Source organism: Halorientalis persicus (genome assembly GCF_900110215.1).
Taxonomy (GTDB): Archaea; Halobacteriota; Halobacteria; order Halobacteriales; family Haloarculaceae; genus Halorientalis; species Halorientalis persica.
Genome location: NZ_FOCX01000015.1, coordinates 44,126 through 59,561 on the forward strand (window position 1 = coordinate 44,126; position 15,436 = coordinate 59,561).

Genomic DNA, 15,436 nt, shown 5'->3' on the forward strand with positions numbered 1-15,436 from the left:
TGGTTCAGTCACATTTATAACCCGTCCCGGCCGAACCTCGGGTGAATGACCGACGTCTCGGTAGTCATCCCGAGCATCAAGGAGGACGTTCTCACGCTGGAGAGCGTGCCCGAGGGGGTGGACACGCAGGTCGTTCGGGAGGGGACGCTCAACGAGGCGCGCAACCTCGGCGTCGAACGTGCCGAACACGACCGGGTCCTCATTCTTGACGACGACATCTCGTTCGCCGAGTCGTTCTTCTGGAACCTGGCCGACCGGATCGAGCGCGGACTGCTGGTCGGACACCCGGACTGGGACTACGGCCTGGTCGCCGGACGAGTGATGGCGTTTCACCGCGCCGACTGGGAGAGGTTCGGTGGGTTCGACGAGTTCCTGAAATCGCACATGGGGGACACGGAGTTCGCCCTGAAGTTTGTCCACCGCGGGGACGGCGTCGCACACATCGACCCGGACAAGGTCGAACACGCCCCGCACGAGCGGTCGGTCACCACGTGGGATCGCGTCTGGCGGACCGCCTACATCGCCGCGAAGTACCCGCGGTCCGCGCCGAAGATCCTAACACGAACGATTACCGGAGTTAGTGAGTAATGGCTGACACGAATGTACTTCTGGTAGTGATGGACAGTGTCCGTGCGCGAAACTGTAGTCTTCTGGGCCACCACAACGAGACGACGCCGAACCTGGACACCCTCGCCGACGAGGCGACGGTCTACACGCAAGCACGGTCCCCGGGTACCTGGAGTCTGCCCAGCCACACCTCGATGTTCACCGGCCTCCACGTCGAGGAGCACGGCATCCGCCGGGCCCACCACCGATTCACGGGACAGACGTTCTGGGACGAGATCCCCCACCGGACTGGCGTCTTCTCCGAGAATATGTGGATCACGGACATGGGCGTCGGGTTGGAGGACCCGTTCGACGCCATCCACGGCCAGCAGAACGTCCTCTTTCAGGAGGGACTGGACCCCGGCAACTTCGCGCTCTCGGAGGGTCAGGGCCAGTACGTGAAGTACCTCAAGCGCTGTCTCTCCCACGATTACCCGCTCAAGTCCGCACTGAACGGCCTGTACATCAAAGCGGCGTGGGATTTCCCCCAGCTATTGCCCGACGGCCACACGACGGGGACGCCCGCCGAGGTGTACACCGACCTGTTCACCGAGTGGATCGACGAACGCACCGACGGCTGGGGCGCCTGCATCAACTACATGGACGCCCACCTGCCCTACGAGCCCGAGGCCGAGTTCGACGAGTGGGACGACGGCACCGCCCGCAAACTCCAAGACGACTGCGGCGACCAGGTCTGGTCGTTCAACGGCGGCGAGAAGCCCGTCTGGCAGATGCGTGGCTTTGAGTCGCTGTACGACGGTGCCATCGCCCAGATTGACCACGAGGTCGGTCGACTCGTGGACGCGCTCAAAGCCCGAGGCGAGTGGGACGACACACTCCTGATCGTCACCGCCGACCACGGGGAAGGGTTCGGCGAACCCTCCGAGGTCCGGCCCGACGCCATCATCACCGGCCACGGGGCCGGCATCCACGAACTCCAGTTGCACGTCCCACTGCTCGTGAAGTTCCCCGGTCAGGAGACGGGCGCGACCCACGACGAACCGGTGTCGCTGACGGACACGCCCCACGTCGTGCGGGCCGCCCTCAACGGGGACTGGGAGACCGACGAGTACGTCACCGAGGGCCCGGTGCTGGCCTCCTCCCACGGCCTCGAAGAGCCCATGGAGGAACGCGCGAGCAAGTTGGTCGACGACCTCTGGCTGTACAACGGTGATTACCGGGCACTCTACACCGACCGGGGTGACCACGTCGAGAAGCAGATCACGTGGCGTGACGACTACGAGTCCGTCGTCGACGTGTTCGACGCCCAAGTGAGCCGTGTATTCAGGGGCGAGTCGGCTCCGAACGTCCGCGAAGCCTTCACCGAGCTCGCCGACGCCGGCATCCGGGAATCCGCCGGCGACGTGGACGTATCGGGCGCGACCGAACAGCGCCTTGAAGACCTCGGGTATATGTAGCGGTCGGCCCTATGGTTTTTAATCTTGTCCGAGGAATGCCAATCGCATGGAGGTAGCACTCGTCGGGACTCTCCCGGATGCCGACGCGACGGACCACCGTGGTCCCGAGCGGACTACAATTGGGCTGGGTGAAGCACTCTCATCTGTCGGGGTCGATGTGACGGTGGTTGCTGATGAAGGAGATCCAGCGAAGATCGGCGTTCCTGCTTACGTCCTCTGTGACGAGCAGTCTCCAGGGATCGGCCGAATGATGCGATTCAACCACGAAATTCACAGCCGTAGCCTGCTTGATTCCGCGGATATCGTCCACACGTGGCGACCTCTGTACGAGGCCGACGTGATGTCCTGGCACGGCATAGGGATGGAAGACGAGGTGGAAGCGGCGTTCCCAGGCACTTTCGATTGGAAGTGGCGACTCGGTGCGAAAATTCACCGTTGGGCGAAGACACTGACTGCCCATCGGGCCGACTACTCGGTCGTGACAGCACCGGGGAATTGCGGATTCGCCGAAAAATACCGGGTGCCGGTCGACGATGTGATACCTGTCGGTGTCGAAAATAGATTCCGTCAAGCGGACAGTTATGACGACTCTGTGGATGTGCTCACGGTCTCCCGGATCGAACGGCGGAAACAGCCTCACTTCGTCGATCAACACACACCTGATAGCTACGAAACGGCTGTTGTGGGAGGCGCTTCGGACCAGTCTTACGCAGGATCACTATCGGAACGGTGGGTTGGCAGAGTCAACGATACGGAATTGCTTTCCTACTATCGTTCCGCTGGCGTGTTTGTCCTGCCGTCGTACTTCGAGCCGTTCGGCCTGACGGCCGCGGAAGCGATGGCTGCCGAAACGCCGTTGGTCGTCGCAGATACGACTGCGATCTCCGAGTGGGTTCGAGAGTACGACCTCGGTGCTGTCTACGAGTTCGACAACCCAGCGAGTTACCGCCAAGCGATCCAAACCGTCTTCGAAGACAGGGACCGCTACATTGAGAACGCTACAGCGTTCGTCGAAAACCGCCTCACATGGCGAACTATCGCCGAGGAGTACGTGGATCTGTACCAGCAAATCGACGCAGACGTCACGTAACCTAAGACAGAATCAGAGACGTGGCTGAAGTAGTCTTTGTCATTGGATGATAGACAAGTTGATCATGACGGTTTTATAAGTTCGACTGTCTACGATCAGGATATGGTAATCGTCGTGTTGGCGCTGGACGCCGCCGACGTCCGTCACGCGGAGGACTTCGGCTGTGAGAACTTACTGTTAGACGAGCACACGAAGATGCAGTCGGTCGCTCACAGGCTCGAACATCCGCACACGGGCGAGGCCTGGCCCTCCATCGCCACCGGTCTCCACCCGACGGAACACGGCATGACGGGCCACGGGGAGTGGGACAGTCAGGCCCTGACGCTGCTCTCGCGGGTCGCACACACGCTGAACGTCAGCGGGAACATCCGGAGCCGGATTGGGGACGCCATCAAGCAGAACACGGGACAGGACTGGAGTTTGCAGATCGTCGACGAGCCGACCTTCCTCGACGGGGAGTACCGGGCCATCCACAACTGGCCCGGCGCCTACCGCAACGAGGCGCTGCACTACATCTGGGGGCTGTTCGAGGAAGTCAAGGAGGATCGGATGTCCGAGGAGACGCTCATCCGGGAGACCTACACCGAGGCCGCCAGCAAGTTCGGCTGGGTCCACGAGGCGATCACCCACGACATCGAGATCGCCGCGACGCACATCCACGTCATCGACGTACTCGGCCACATCTACTCGGACGACCGCGAGTCCTACCGACAGGTGTACGAGGACGTCGACGAGCGGGTCGGCGAGGTCCGGGACGCACTGGGCGAGGACGACGAACTCCTGATCCTGAGCGACCACGGCATGGAGACGACGTGGCTGGACGACGACGACCCCGGCACCCACTCCTGGCGGGCCATCGCCTCGACGACGGTCGGCTCCCCGCCCGAACACGCCCTCGACGTCAAGGCGTGGGTCGAGGAGCACGTCCAAGAGATCGACCCTGAGCGGACACGGGCCGACATCCCGGAAGACCAGCTCCGCGAACTCGGCTACATCGACTGAATGTTCCCCACCCTGTACGACGATGAGTGACCGCTCGGACTTCGGCGAGCAGGTCGGATTCGGGTTCGTTGGCCGGCTCCTGACCGCGGCCCTGGGCCTGGCCGGGACCGTCGTGGTCGCCCGGATGACCATCCCGGAAGTGTACGGGCTGTACTTTTTCATCTACGGCGTCGCCGACACGCTGAATAACCCCTTCGGCGGCTGGGTCGAGGGCTGTCGCAAACGCATCACCGAGAGCGAGGCCGAGGAGGGCGAGATCATGGGCGCGTACGTCCTCGGTCTCGCGCTGTTCACCGTCTTCGGCGTCGCGGTGATCGCCATCGCCGGCGAGTTCGGGGCGCAGTACATCCCCGTGGACGGCCTCGGACAGCACTGGCCGGTGCTTGCCGCGCTGTTCGTTGGTCTGAACCTCACCCAGCAGACGGGGATGATCCTCAGCGTCCGGCCGAACTTCGGGTACCACAGCTGGATCGACCTCCTCAAGACCGTCCTGAAGTACGTCGGCCAGATCGGCCTCGTCGTCCTCGGCTACGAGGCCGGCGGCCTCGTGCTGGGGACGGCGCTGGCGCTCGTCGTGGTCGCGCCGCTCCCATTCCGGCTGATCGGCGTCCGGCCACAACTGCCGACCCGCGCGACGGTCCGCCGGATCTGGACGTTTGCCAAGCCGAAATTCCCACAGAGTATGCTCAACACGATGATGGGGCGGATCGACACCATCCTGATCGGGGTCCTGGCAACCAGCGCGTTCGTCGGGTACTACAACGTCGCCCTCCGCATCTCCGCGCCGGCCATCTTCGTCACGCAACTCATCTCGAACGGGGCCTACGGCGACATCAGCGACCTGCACAGCCGTGGGGAAGCGGTCGCGGAACGTCTGCGCCACTCCGCCTCCTACAGCAGCGTCCTGTCGGTTCCGCTGTTTTTCGGTGCGCTCATCCTCGGGCGGGAGATTCTGGTCACCGCCTACGAGCCCAAGTACGCCGCGGCGGGTACCTTTCTGGTACTGATCGCGCTGTATCGCCTGCTCATCACGCAGGAGCAGGTCTTTGCCTCCGCCATCAACGGCCTCGATATGCCCTACACCAGCTTCCGCATCTCGCTGGTGAAGTTTGTCACGAACGTCGCGGGCAGTGTCGGGCTGTTCTTCGTGATGGGCCCCATCGGCGTCGTCGTGGGGTCGACCATCGCCCAGTTCGTCACGTACGCGCTGTCGGTCTACGCCGTCAAGGTGAAAGTACCGTCGCTCACGATCGTTCCTAAGCCCCTGCTCCACCAGTTCGTCGCTGGCGGCGTCATGGCGGCCGTGACTTGGGGGATTCGACAGGTGGTCCCGGTGCGATCCTGGGTGTACGTGGTCGCGCTGGTCGGGGCCGGTGCGGCGGTCTACGGGGCCGTCCTGCTTGCGGTCAGCGAACACCATCGGGCGACGTTGCGGAACGTCTTGGGCGGGCTCCTCGGGAAGGTCGTTCCCTGAGAAGTCCGCGACCGGTCGCCGCGCTGAAGGGAAGGGACTAAATCGGGAGGTTAGCAACACTGCTCCATGGCCCAGAACGTCGTCCTGGTGACGGTCGACTCGCTCCGGGCGGATCACGTGGGGAGTTACGGGTACGACCGGGACACGACGCCGGAACTCGACGCGTACGCTGAGGATGGGCACCGGTTCAGCGCCGCCTTCACACACGCCTGTGCTACCCGGCCGTCGTTCCCCGCGATCATGACATCCTCGCATCCGCTCATGTACGGGGGCTTCGAGCAACTCTCGGAGAACCGGACGCTCGTCTCGGAAGTCCTCTCCGAACAGGGGTACGCCACTGGGGGGTTCCACTCCAACCTCTACCTGAGCGCCGAATTCGGTTACGAACGCGGCTTCGACACGCTGTACGACTCGCGGGCCGACCCATCGCTGATGACCCGGCTCCGCCAGGCCGTCAAGGACAACCTCGACTCGGACGGGCTGGTCTACCGTGCCCTTGAAAAACTGTATCAGGGCACCGAGCGCGCCGCCGGCGTCGACGTGGGATCGTACTACGTCTCGGCGGAGGATATCACCGACCGGGCACTGGAGTGGGCTGCCGATCAGGGCGACCGTCCGACCTTCCTCTGGGTCCACTACATGGATCCGCATCACCCCTACTCGCCGCCGGAGGCGTACCAGATCTACTCCGACATCAGCCGCCGTGAGGGCGTCAAACTTCGCCCGAAGATGATGGAGAACGACGAGGACATCACCGACGAGGAACTCCAGACGCTGATCGACCTCTACGACGGCGAAATCCGCTACACGGACGCCCAAATCGGCCGGCTGCTCTCCTCGCTTGAGGATCAGTGGGACGACTGGATGGCTATCGTCACCGCTGACCACGGCGAGGAGTTCCGCGATCACGGCGAGTTCTTCCACCAAAACCGCTTCTACGACGAGGTGATGCACGTCCCGCTGATCGTCTACGACGGTCGGTCGTCAGGCACCCACGACGAGATGGTCGGGCTCATGGATGTCGCGCCGACGGTAACCACTTTTGCCGGCGACGAGACACGCCCGGAGAACTGGTGGGGGTACCCGCTGAACCCGCTCCTAGAGGGCCGGCCCGAAGAGTGGGAGCGAGAGGGCGTCTGCGGCAGTTGGTACGACGTGCCGACGGAGACCGAGCGGTTCGCGTACCGGACTGCCGACTGGAAATACATCAGGGATTACGTCCACGACGCCGAAGAACTGTACGATCTGCGAGCCGACCCGGACGAACGGTCAAATCTTCTCGACGGTGACGGCGCGGAACCCGATGTCCTCGACGAGATGCGGGTGGTCGTGGAAGACCTCGAAGCAGACATCGAATCGACCGACACCGACGTAGCATCCGTCGAGATGGACGACGAAATCAAAGAGCGACTCCGGAACCTTGGTTATCAGGAGTAGTCGTCCAGCACTGGCGGCGGTTCGCTCTCGTGTTCCCAGACGAGTTCGAAATACCGCTGGAGCCCGGCGACGAACGACCCGTTGTCGGTCAGGGCGGCCTGTCGCATATGCAGGGGGACGTCTGTCTCCTCGACGAGGATGATGGCGCGCCCGGTCTCGTAGTCCATGCTCGGGTCGGCGACGGTGCCGCGCCAGGGGAGTTTCTCGCTGCTGAACCGCAGGTCGACCGAGGGGTATTCCGAACGTATTTTCTCGACGATTTCTGCCTGAATCGGGCGGTTCTCCGCTTCCAGCAGGTCCGGGTGGAGGAAGAGCGCGTCCACGTCGATGCCGCGGTCGATGGCGTCCTCGAAGGCCGGCCGAACCGCGTCGAAGTACTCGAAGCTCTTGGTGATGATCCGGACTCGTTCGTCGGCCTCGTGGTAGAGCTGGCGGGTCTCGCGTTCGCTCGGCTGGCCCACGTCGACGACGTGGAACAGTTCCTCGGTCGGCGTGATGTCCTCGCTGGCTCGCTCGAAGCGGGGCTGAAACTCCGCGAGAAAGTCCTCGCGCACGTCCTCGAGTTCCTGGACGAACCCCTCGAACTCCTGGCGGCGGTTCTCCTCGGCCCGGTCGAGGATCTCTTCGGGGGATTTGGGCTGGTACTCCTTGGGTCGACCGGGGATGATCTTGATGAAGCCCCGATCCGACAGCGAGTCCAGCACGCCGTAGATGCGGGCCTTCGGGATCCCCGTCGCCTGCGCCAGATTCGGGGCGGTCGTCCGTCCGAGCGTCAACAGCTCCTGCAACGCCGTCGCCTCGTACTCGGTCAGTCCGAGCCGATCCAGCAGGCCGACCGCTTCGTCGGTCATACCTCGGCCTGTCGCCGGCCGGCCTTGTAAAATCGCCGAAAGGTATTTGATGCTCGTCCCCAAAACAGTTACTCACAGACTGAGTAACTATGTCGAACGACCGGCCACAACAGGACGCGGACGAGCATCTAGACGACGTGAGCGATGGATGTGGGTGTACCGAGATGTGGGAACACATGAGCGACCACCGCGACGAGGAGTGAGGGACGTGCCGTCCCGCGTCGGTCCTGCGGTCGGGAACCGTACCTTTTTGCGCCCGCCGTAACGATTGAGCGACGATGCCCGACCGCTCGGAGGTCTGTGTGCTGGTGCCGACGCTCAACGAGGCCGAGACTATCGGCACCGTCCTCGAATCGTTCTCCGAGCACGGCTTCGAGAACATCCTCGTGGTCGACGGCGACTCCACGGACGGCACGCGCGAGATCGCACGGGACCACGGTGCCAGAGTCATCGTCCAGTCGGGGACTGGAAAGGGACAGGCGGTCCGCGAGGCGCTCCGGCACATCGAGGCCCCCTACGTCCTGATGCTCGACGGTGACGCCACCTACCGCGCCGAGGACGCCGACGCGATGCTCGAACCGCTGCTGTCCGGGCGTGCCGAACACGTCATCGGTGACCGATTCGCCGACATGGAACCGGGCGCGATGTCCCGGCTCAACAGGACGGGAAACCGGATCATCAACCGGGCGTTCCGATGGATCCACGGCCGGGACCTCGAAGATATCCTGAGCGGCTACCGCGCGTTCACCCTCGAATCTGCCGAGCGACTCACACTCACCGAATCGGGCTTCGGGATCGAGACCGAGATGGCCGTCGAGTGTGTCAAACACGGCGTCCGGACCGAGGTCGTTCCGATCCGGTACGAGGCCCGGCCCGACGAATCCGAGACGAACCTCCACCCGTTCAGGGACGGCGCGACGATCATCCTGACGCTGTATCAGATGGCCAAGACGAACAACCCGCTCTTTTACTTCGGGAGCGTCGGCGCGCTCAGTTCGCTCGTCGGGGTCGTTCTGGGCGGCTACGTCGCCTACGACTGGTTCGTCCCACCCCGCACGTCACACGAGGTGATCGCCATCGTCAGCGTCTTCTCGATCCTCGTCGGGATTCAGCTCCTGATCTTCGGCGTCCTCTCTGATATGATCGTGGCACTGAACCGTGAGCAGACCCGCCGACTCGAAGAACTGGCCGAGCAACTCGGCGGTGACCGACCCGCCGCGACACCCGAGGAGTCCGCCGAAGCGGCATCGACGAACGGAGCGGCCGACGCGGACGGCGATCCGGAGGCCGACGAACTCGCGTCCGCCGGCGACCGCGACTAGAAGGGGACGAGCGCTCGCAACTGCATCAGGACACTCGAGGAGGCCGATTCCCGCATCTCCTCGAACACGGGGTGGAGTGCGTTCAGGAGTTCCTGTTCGGTCTCGAAGTACTCCTTGCCCGAGCGGTCGATGGCCTCGGCGATGGTGACCTTGTTCCCCGCCGCGTTGTAGGGGATTTTGCGGTCGCCGAGCGCGGCGACGATGCTGTCTTTGTCCGCCGGGAACGCCACCCCTGCCTCCGAAAGCCGGGCGTCCAGCGCCGCGATGCCGAACTCGATGGCATCCGGTTCGTCGTCGTCCTGTTGTGGTGGCCGAACTCCCATCGGTGTCCACTTTCGCTTCCAGCCCCGAAAACCCTATCCCTCGTCACGCCACGCACAGGACCGTTGACAGGTCGACCGCAGACAACACAACCCATATCCGGGCGGTCGACCTGCAAACCCACATGACAGACTACACTACCGTCTCGATCCCCCAGGACCTTGCCGACCGCGTCGAAGAGACCATCGAGGGCACCAGCTTCTCGAGTACGAGCGACCTCGTGCGATTCCTGCTCCGGAGTATCGTCATCCAGCACGAGAAACGCGGCGAGCTCACCGAATCGGAGTTTCAGGAGATAACCGAACAGCTCCAGGACCTGGGCTATCTGGACTAGGCGACCCGCTCTTCGGGCGGTTCGGCGTCGACGATCTCCACCTCTTTCCGTCGACCGCTCCGGTCGAACGCCGCCAGTGACTCCTCGTCCCACGGCGGCACCGCGACGAAGACGACCTCCGCGAGGTCGTCCCGCTCGGAGATCGAGAGGTCGCCGACGGGATGGGAGACGAACAGTCCCTGGGTCTGTCCCGGGGGCGTCCCGAGGTCCATCCCGAACACTGCGCCGACGGAGCCACCGGCTTCCGGCATATAAAAATGCGTGAACACCGGCGTCTCCGGGGGCAGGTCGGTCCCGTCGAGTTCGCCCGCGGACAGCACCGAGAGCCGGATCGTGACCGACTCCGGATCTCGATCGTCCCCGAGTCTGAGCAGCGTCTCGGCCAACCCCCGCGTGATGTAGACCACGATGGCAGTTCGTGGCACGGCGAGTTAATTGCATCGCCCATCGCCCCTGGGGCTCCACCAACCGCGGGCCGACGGCTCGACGGCGACACGGAACACGCTACCAATCGGCTGGAAGGTGGTGTCTCCCTGCCAACACGTTTTTCCCTGTCAAAGCGTAACAAATGACAGTGATGCACGACCTGACCGCGTTCCAGCGCGACGTGCTGTACGTCCTGGCCGGACTCGACGAGGCGTACGGGTTGGCGATCAAGTCCGAACTGGAGGAGTACTACGAAGGTGAGGTCAACCACGGACGGCTCTACCCGAACCTCGACGATCTGGTCGAGCGCGGCTACGTCGAGAAGGGACAGATCGACCGTCGGACCAACTCCTACGAACTGACCGACGCCGGCACGGACGCGCTGTCGGACCGCCGGGAGTGGGAGGATTCGTATCTCGACGACTTGGAAGTCGCGACAGCGTGACTAGCCGAAGACGAATTCTTTGCCGATCTTCGCGTAGAGCGCGGGCGTCCGGGAGCGGGATCCCGACACGGCGTCGTGGAGCGCCTCGGCCGCGTCCTCGTGAACTCCCGTCCCGTGTCCGACCAGAACACGCTCCGGTGAGAACCGCTTGAGCTTGGTCGGCGGCTTGAGCCGCAGAGCCGGGTGCACGCCCAACCGCTCGGAGGCGGACAGGAAGTAACTCGCCGTCCCGACCGATTCGGGGACGAGCAACTCGTCGTGATCCTCGATGGCGACGGCCGCCTCCTGCCAGAACCGGTTGTCGATCAGTTTGTGTACGCCGACGCCGGTGTCTTCGAGTTCCACGTGGACGCGTTCGACCGGCGCGTCGAGTTCCCCGGCCACGCCGTCCATCCACTCGGGGACGTAGACGGGCACGTCGTGGCGGTTCGCGACTGCGGCCGAATCCCGCTTGTGGCGATCCAGCAGGATCAGGACGCCAGCGACCTCGCCGAACTCGGCGAGGAGGTCGTCGAGGCCGTCCACGTCGACCGGATCGACGACGTACACGTCCCCGTCGACCTCGAAGGCGTGGCTGGCCCGCTGCATCCGCTCGTTGGGGTAGGCCATCCACCCGACGCCGTGTTCGCGGCGGTCGATCTCGCGATACTCCGTCGCTGGCCCCGAGCCTTTCATCGGCATATACCCGGGATAGGGGTTCGGGGATCAAAAAGGACCGTAAACTGGCAACGAAACTCACGCCGTTGGCTACCAATGTTAATCCGACGACGGTTCGTGTCTCGGACGGCCCGGTCCCGTTGCCCACCGTTAAGGTCGGACGTACCCAAGTGCGGGTATGCTCGCGGATCTCCGCTGGCTCGCGCTGGAAGCAAAGTATCTCGACCGGGCCCGATCGTTCTACGAGTCGTTTCTGGATCTGGATGTCCGACACGAACAGGAGGGTGAAGTCGCGCTGGCCGCGGGCGATACCGATCTGCTCCTGCGCCGCCCGACCGCCGTCCCGCGTGGCGGTGTCCACACCCACTACGCCTTCTCGACGCCACCGGATGCCTACGACGGCTGGTGGGACCGGCTCTCGGAGTCGTTCGACCTCGTGGAACACCAGTTCGGGGACGCCAAATCGCTGTACTTCTACGACGTGGACGGCAACTGTGTCGAGATCGGACAGCGGGATGAGGGCGACGTGGCCGACGGTATCACGGGCATCTTCGAGGTCGTCTTCGAGGTGGCCGACCTCGACCGCGCCGAAGCGTTCTACCGTGACCTCGGGATGGAACTGGTGGGTCGAGGCGACGACCGCAATCGGGTCCGACTGACAGCGGGGGCGTTCGACTTCGAGCTGTGGGAACCCCAGCTTGGCCTCGCGGACGGGCGCGGGGGCGTCCACGTGGACGTGGGGCTCGGCGTCGAGGACCGCGAGGCGGTAGTCGAACCCGTGCGAGAGCAGGTGCAGTCGATCACAGAACTGGACGAGGGTATCCGACTCGAAGATCCCGACGGGCACTGGGTGACGCTAATCTGAACCCCCGAAGACGGTTCCGTGTGGCTTCACTGGCTGAAGCCAGCCACAACGACGAGGCCGACACAACACATATCAGCGAGATAGGAGATGGATCACATATCGTGTCCGACGTGCGAGATCCCGAGGGGCTCGCGGATCTGCTCGGTGACGAGTGCGTGCGCACCATCCTCGTCGAGGCCAAAAAGGAGCCTCGCTCCGCGGCCGAACTCAGCGACTGCGCAGGCGTCTCGGAGCCGACGGTCTATCGCCGCCTCGAACGACTCCGCGAGTACGATCTGGTTACCGAAGAGATTCAGCCGGTCACCGACGGGAAAAATTACAAACTGTACCGGACACGGCTCGACGGTATCGAACTCGATCTCGACGAGGATGGGTTCGAGATAACGATATCGCGCCGCGATCGGATGCGCGACCGCTTCGTGCAGTTCGTAGAGGGAACCTGATATGCTCGATACACTGCTTCAATCGATCGACCTCGAAACGCTCCGAGTCGTCCGGCAGGCCAGCGAAGCGATCGTCGTTCTGTTCGGGGTGGCGATCAGCTACATCGCATACACCGCGTACCGGGACAACCAGAGCCGTCCCATGTTGTTCATCGCGATCGGGTTCGTTCTGGTGCTGTTCGTCCCGGGCGTTCTGGCGCTCTTGCTGTACGTCCTGCTGGACGTTCCCGCTCCGATCGTCAACAGTGCCAACCAGTTCGTCGAGATCGCCGGTCTGGGGCTGATTCTGTACGGACTGTGGACGCCACGTCGGGACTGAACCAGTCCACCGGCGATCGGCGACGGCCTGCGAACGTCCAGATCGACGCACGTGCCGTGCTGTCCGTGCCGGGACGGTCCATCCCCGAGGGGACTCGCCGGTCAGTCCCGTGACTCCCAGGTTGCCAGGTTAGTCTGGAGACTGAGCCCACCACAGTGGTATCGGACCCATGCCAGCGTCGCGGCGATGCCGACGACGACCGTCGCCGCGTTGACGGCCCCGGGAATCCCGACGATGGCGTTGGGACCAGTGAACGTGAGATCGAGAACGCTCGGGACCCGCTCGCTCTCGACCATCGTGAGCCCGAACAGGGTGTTGCCGGCGAAGTTGTAGGCGATATGGAGCCCGAGCGGTAACGCGAGGTCGCCGGTGACGACGTACGCGGTTCCGAGGAGCCCGCCGCCGATCAGGCTCCAGAACAGAAACGCCACCGGCGAGGTGACCTGACCGAAATGGACCACCGCGAACACCGCCGACGAGACGGCCCAGGCACCGATCAGGGCGGCCCGGTTCGATAGGTGACCGAGTCCCTCGGCGGCGTTGGGGATGAACAGGCCACGGAACAGCAGTTCCTCGGAGATTCCGACACAGACCCACGCGAGGGTCCACCCGAGGACGACCAGTGTGAACGGAAGCGTGGCGGCTCCGATGTTGACGAAGCCGGTCACCTCCACCCACCCGCCGGCGAGGAAGACGGTCAGCGCCAGACCGTGAATCCCGATACCGATCACCAGTCCCGCGAGGAGATGTTGGAGACTGTCGGAGCCGAATCCGATTCCGTACGCAGACACGGTGCGACGGTCGACGTATCGCGCCCAGACGAGCAGCAGGCCGACGACGAGGGCGGCCCGGAGCGAGTACATCAGAAGGCTCCCCGCGGTCATCCCGAACCGGGGACCGATCACGGAGGCGACGACCTGGGAGCCAACCAGAAAGACGAGAAGCGGTACTAAGACGCGCCAGAACGCTCTGATCCGGCCCTGTCTTCGGTTGTAAAACGGTGCGAGCAGTGCCTTCCCCGCTCGCCGGACGGGACTGTCCCTCTCTTCGTCGGCCGAGTCGAGGGCCGAACGTGCAGTGTCGTCTTTCGTGTCAGCGGGGGAACTCTGATTCGACATCTCCATTCGGAGGAAGGGGCCCTACACAAACGATATTGGCCGCCTGGCTTCAGACGCTGAAGTCGGGAACAACCGATACCGACTACCGGCCCTGGGCCTGAGCGATTTTCCGCCCGGTCACTACCCGAGTCCCGTTCCGAACGATCCACGGATACGTCGCCTTCCCGCAATTCGGCGAGCCTGTCGGCTACGAGAGCGGGTCCCCGTCTCGATCCGTTACAACCGCTCCGTGTCGATGACGACCCCCGGCGGTGTCACGAGCAAAAAGTCCCGGAACCGCATCAGTTCGCCGCCCATCTCCGTCACGTCGCGGGCGAAGCCGGCGGCGAGTTCGTTCACGTTTCCCTTCACGCTCAGCACGAGTACGGCCCCGCCGTCGACCTCCGCGATCCACTCCTCGTCGGGCGTCGAGCCGTCGAGGATGCCGAGCACGATCCGGCTCCCCTCGCGCTCGTCGTCGTCCATCTGGTCCTCGACCGCCTGCAGGTCGAGGTCGAAGTCGCTCATACCGGCCCCCTCGCACCGGCCCGGCAAAAACCCCTCGCAACGTCAGACGATCAGGTGAACAACCGGAACGGCCGACCGATGCGCTCGGGGAGGCTGCCGACCCGCTCGCGCGCCCGCCGCCGTTCGGTCCGGAGCGCGTCGGTGAGGCTCCGGTCGTCCAGCCGCGAGGTGTACCGTTCACCGTCGCGCTCGATCAGGTCGAGGTCACGGAGGGTCTCGACGGCGTCCTCGATCCGTGCCCGCGGGAGATCGAGCGCCTCGTCCAGTTCCGTGATGGACTTCGGACGCTCCTCGAGGGACCGACCCACGATGGACGCGTCGCCAAACCGATCCATCGCGTCGGGTGCGCCGGGCTCTGTCTGACCGGCCTCGGATCGGAAGTCGTAGACGCCGTCCAGCGCCAGCCACGCGCCGACGACGAGGAACGCTACCTTGAGAACGTCGTTGCCACCGGTGAACGCGAGCGCGTACGCACCAAGTCCGATCAGTGCGAGACCGAGGGGTACCTTGCCCCAGCCGCGATTGATCCCGAAGCGTCGCCGGACGTGGGGCCAGACGGTCGCGGCCGTGATGCCGACGGCCGACCCGGCCATCGCGATCGGATCGAGGTCGAGCAGGTACCAGACTGCCACGAGGCCAGTGACCGTCCCGAGAAGTTCCAGCACGAGCGAGTACCGCCGGAGGAAGGCGATGGGTCGCGGTTCAGGGGACATATTCGACCCTGCGGACGCGAGTGTGAAAAATACTGTCTGAGAGTGGGAGGGCCACAGTCGCCGTCTGTGGTACTCGGACACACGACTC

Annotated in this window: 19 protein-coding genes; 12 read left to right on the forward strand and 7 right to left on the reverse strand. The window is 64.1% G+C overall.

Translation table 11 applies throughout. The features are described from left to right. Window positions 1-45 precede the first annotated feature (45 nt). The 6 genes from BMX17_RS15460 to BMX17_RS15485 all read left to right on the forward strand — a co-directional run bounded on the left by BMX17_RS15460 (window position 46) and on the right by BMX17_RS15485 (window position 7,027). A complete protein-coding gene (locus tag BMX17_RS15460) occupies window positions 46-588 on the forward strand; it encodes a glycosyltransferase family 2 protein (protein ID WP_092661693.1) in 543 nt (180 codons plus the stop codon). After that, on the forward strand, window positions 588-2,024 hold the full coding sequence (locus tag BMX17_RS15465) for a sulfatase (protein ID WP_092661695.1): 1,437 nt from the start codon (window positions 588-590) through the stop codon (window positions 2,022-2,024). Before BMX17_RS15460 ends, BMX17_RS15465 begins: the two co-directional genes overlap by 1 nt. 46 nt (window positions 2,025-2,070) lie before the next feature. After that, window positions 2,071-3,114 (forward strand): glycosyltransferase family 4 protein, encoded by a 1,044-nt coding sequence (locus BMX17_RS15470; protein ID WP_092661697.1) that lies wholly within the window; start codon window positions 2,071-2,073, stop codon window positions 3,112-3,114. Window positions 3,115-3,216: 102 nt separating this feature from the next. Continuing rightward, window positions 3,217-4,116 carry an alkaline phosphatase family protein gene (locus BMX17_RS15475; protein ID WP_092661699.1) on the forward strand — a complete coding sequence of 300 codons (900 nt, stop codon included), beginning with the start codon at window positions 3,217-3,219 and terminating at the stop codon, window positions 4,114-4,116. A 22-nt stretch (window positions 4,117-4,138) separates the two neighbouring features. Next, window positions 4,139-5,590 carry a lipopolysaccharide biosynthesis protein gene (locus BMX17_RS15480; protein WP_092661701.1) on the forward strand — a complete coding sequence of 484 codons (1,452 nt, stop codon included), beginning with the start codon at window positions 4,139-4,141 and terminating at the stop codon, window positions 5,588-5,590. 66 nt (window positions 5,591-5,656) lie between these two features. Then, a complete protein-coding gene (locus BMX17_RS15485) occupies window positions 5,657-7,027 on the forward strand; it encodes a sulfatase family protein (RefSeq protein WP_092661703.1) in 1,371 nt (456 codons plus the stop codon). Here BMX17_RS15485 and BMX17_RS15490 read toward each other — a convergent pair. Further along, window positions 7,018-7,878, reverse strand: coding sequence for a TrmB family transcriptional regulator (locus BMX17_RS15490; protein WP_092661705.1), 861 nt, complete (start codon window positions 7,876-7,878; stop codon window positions 7,018-7,020). The genes BMX17_RS15485 and BMX17_RS15490 overlap by 10 nt on opposite strands. Window positions 7,879-8,156: 278 nt before the next feature. On the opposite strand from BMX17_RS15490, the gene aglJ reads away from it, so the two are divergent. After that, window positions 8,157-9,200 carry an S-layer glycoprotein N-glycosyltransferase AglJ gene (aglJ, locus tag BMX17_RS15495; protein WP_092661707.1) on the forward strand — a complete coding sequence of 348 codons (1,044 nt, stop codon included), beginning with the start codon at window positions 8,157-8,159 and terminating at the stop codon, window positions 9,198-9,200. Here aglJ and BMX17_RS15500 read toward each other — a convergent pair. Continuing rightward, complete coding sequence (locus BMX17_RS15500) at window positions 9,197-9,523, reverse strand: DUF5789 family protein (RefSeq protein ID WP_092661709.1); 327 nt, start codon at window positions 9,521-9,523, stop codon at window positions 9,197-9,199. The genes aglJ and BMX17_RS15500 overlap by 4 nt on opposite strands. A 122-nt stretch (window positions 9,524-9,645) precedes the next feature. On the opposite strand from BMX17_RS15500, the gene BMX17_RS15505 reads away from it, so the two are divergent. Then, window positions 9,646-9,855 (forward strand): ribbon-helix-helix domain-containing protein, encoded by a 210-nt coding sequence (locus BMX17_RS15505; protein WP_092661711.1) that lies wholly within the window; start codon window positions 9,646-9,648, stop codon window positions 9,853-9,855. On the opposite strand, the gene BMX17_RS15510 is transcribed toward BMX17_RS15505, so the two are convergent. Next, complete coding sequence (locus BMX17_RS15510; protein WP_092661713.1) at window positions 9,852-10,262, reverse strand: JAB/MPN domain protein-containing protein; 411 nt, start codon at window positions 10,260-10,262, stop codon at window positions 9,852-9,854. The two genes, BMX17_RS15505 and BMX17_RS15510, sit on opposite strands and share 4 nt — an antisense overlap. Before the next feature lie 170 nt (window positions 10,263-10,432). Here BMX17_RS15510 and BMX17_RS15515 point away from each other — a divergent pair, with 170 nt between their 5' ends. Beyond that, window positions 10,433-10,726: a PadR family transcriptional regulator gene (locus BMX17_RS15515; RefSeq protein WP_092661715.1), complete on the forward strand. Its 294-nt coding sequence runs from the start codon at window positions 10,433-10,435 to the stop codon at window positions 10,724-10,726. On the opposite strand, the gene BMX17_RS15520 is transcribed toward BMX17_RS15515, so the two are convergent. Continuing rightward, window positions 10,727-11,407: a hypothetical protein gene (locus BMX17_RS15520; RefSeq protein ID WP_211611354.1), complete on the reverse strand. Its 681-nt coding sequence runs from the start codon at window positions 11,405-11,407 to the stop codon at window positions 10,727-10,729. Window positions 11,408-11,561: 154 nt separating this feature from the next. Here BMX17_RS15520 and BMX17_RS15525 point away from each other — a divergent pair, with 154 nt between their 5' ends. From BMX17_RS15525 to BMX17_RS15535, 3 genes are all read left to right on the forward strand, one after another. Continuing rightward, window positions 11,562-12,248, forward strand: a complete 687-nt coding sequence (locus BMX17_RS15525) for a VOC family protein (protein ID WP_092661717.1) — start codon at window positions 11,562-11,564, stop codon at window positions 12,246-12,248. A gap of 101 nt (window positions 12,249-12,349) precedes the next feature. After that, window positions 12,350-12,691 (forward strand): ArsR/SmtB family transcription factor, encoded by a 342-nt coding sequence (locus tag BMX17_RS15530; protein WP_092661719.1) that lies wholly within the window; start codon window positions 12,350-12,352, stop codon window positions 12,689-12,691. 1 nt (window position 12,692) lies between these two features. Further along, the gene (locus tag BMX17_RS15535) at window positions 12,693-13,010 is read left to right on the forward strand and encodes a DUF7521 family protein (RefSeq protein ID WP_092661721.1); all 318 of its coding nucleotides are present in this window, start codon (window positions 12,693-12,695) and stop codon (window positions 13,008-13,010) included. A gap of 101 nt (window positions 13,011-13,111) precedes the next feature. On the opposite strand, the gene BMX17_RS15540 is transcribed toward BMX17_RS15535, so the two are convergent. From BMX17_RS15540 to BMX17_RS15550, 3 genes are all read right to left on the reverse strand, one after another. Then, window positions 13,112-14,128, reverse strand: coding sequence for a CPBP family intramembrane glutamic endopeptidase (locus BMX17_RS15540; RefSeq protein WP_170845432.1), 1,017 nt, complete (start codon window positions 14,126-14,128; stop codon window positions 13,112-13,114). A gap of 216 nt (window positions 14,129-14,344) precedes the next feature. Continuing rightward, window positions 14,345-14,635 (reverse strand): DUF5779 family protein, encoded by a 291-nt coding sequence (locus tag BMX17_RS15545; protein WP_092661725.1) that lies wholly within the window; start codon window positions 14,633-14,635, stop codon window positions 14,345-14,347. Between the two features lie 50 nt (window positions 14,636-14,685). Continuing rightward, a complete protein-coding gene (locus BMX17_RS15550) occupies window positions 14,686-15,348 on the reverse strand; it encodes a hypothetical protein (RefSeq protein WP_092661727.1) in 663 nt (220 codons plus the stop codon). Window positions 15,349-15,436 lie beyond the last annotated feature (88 nt).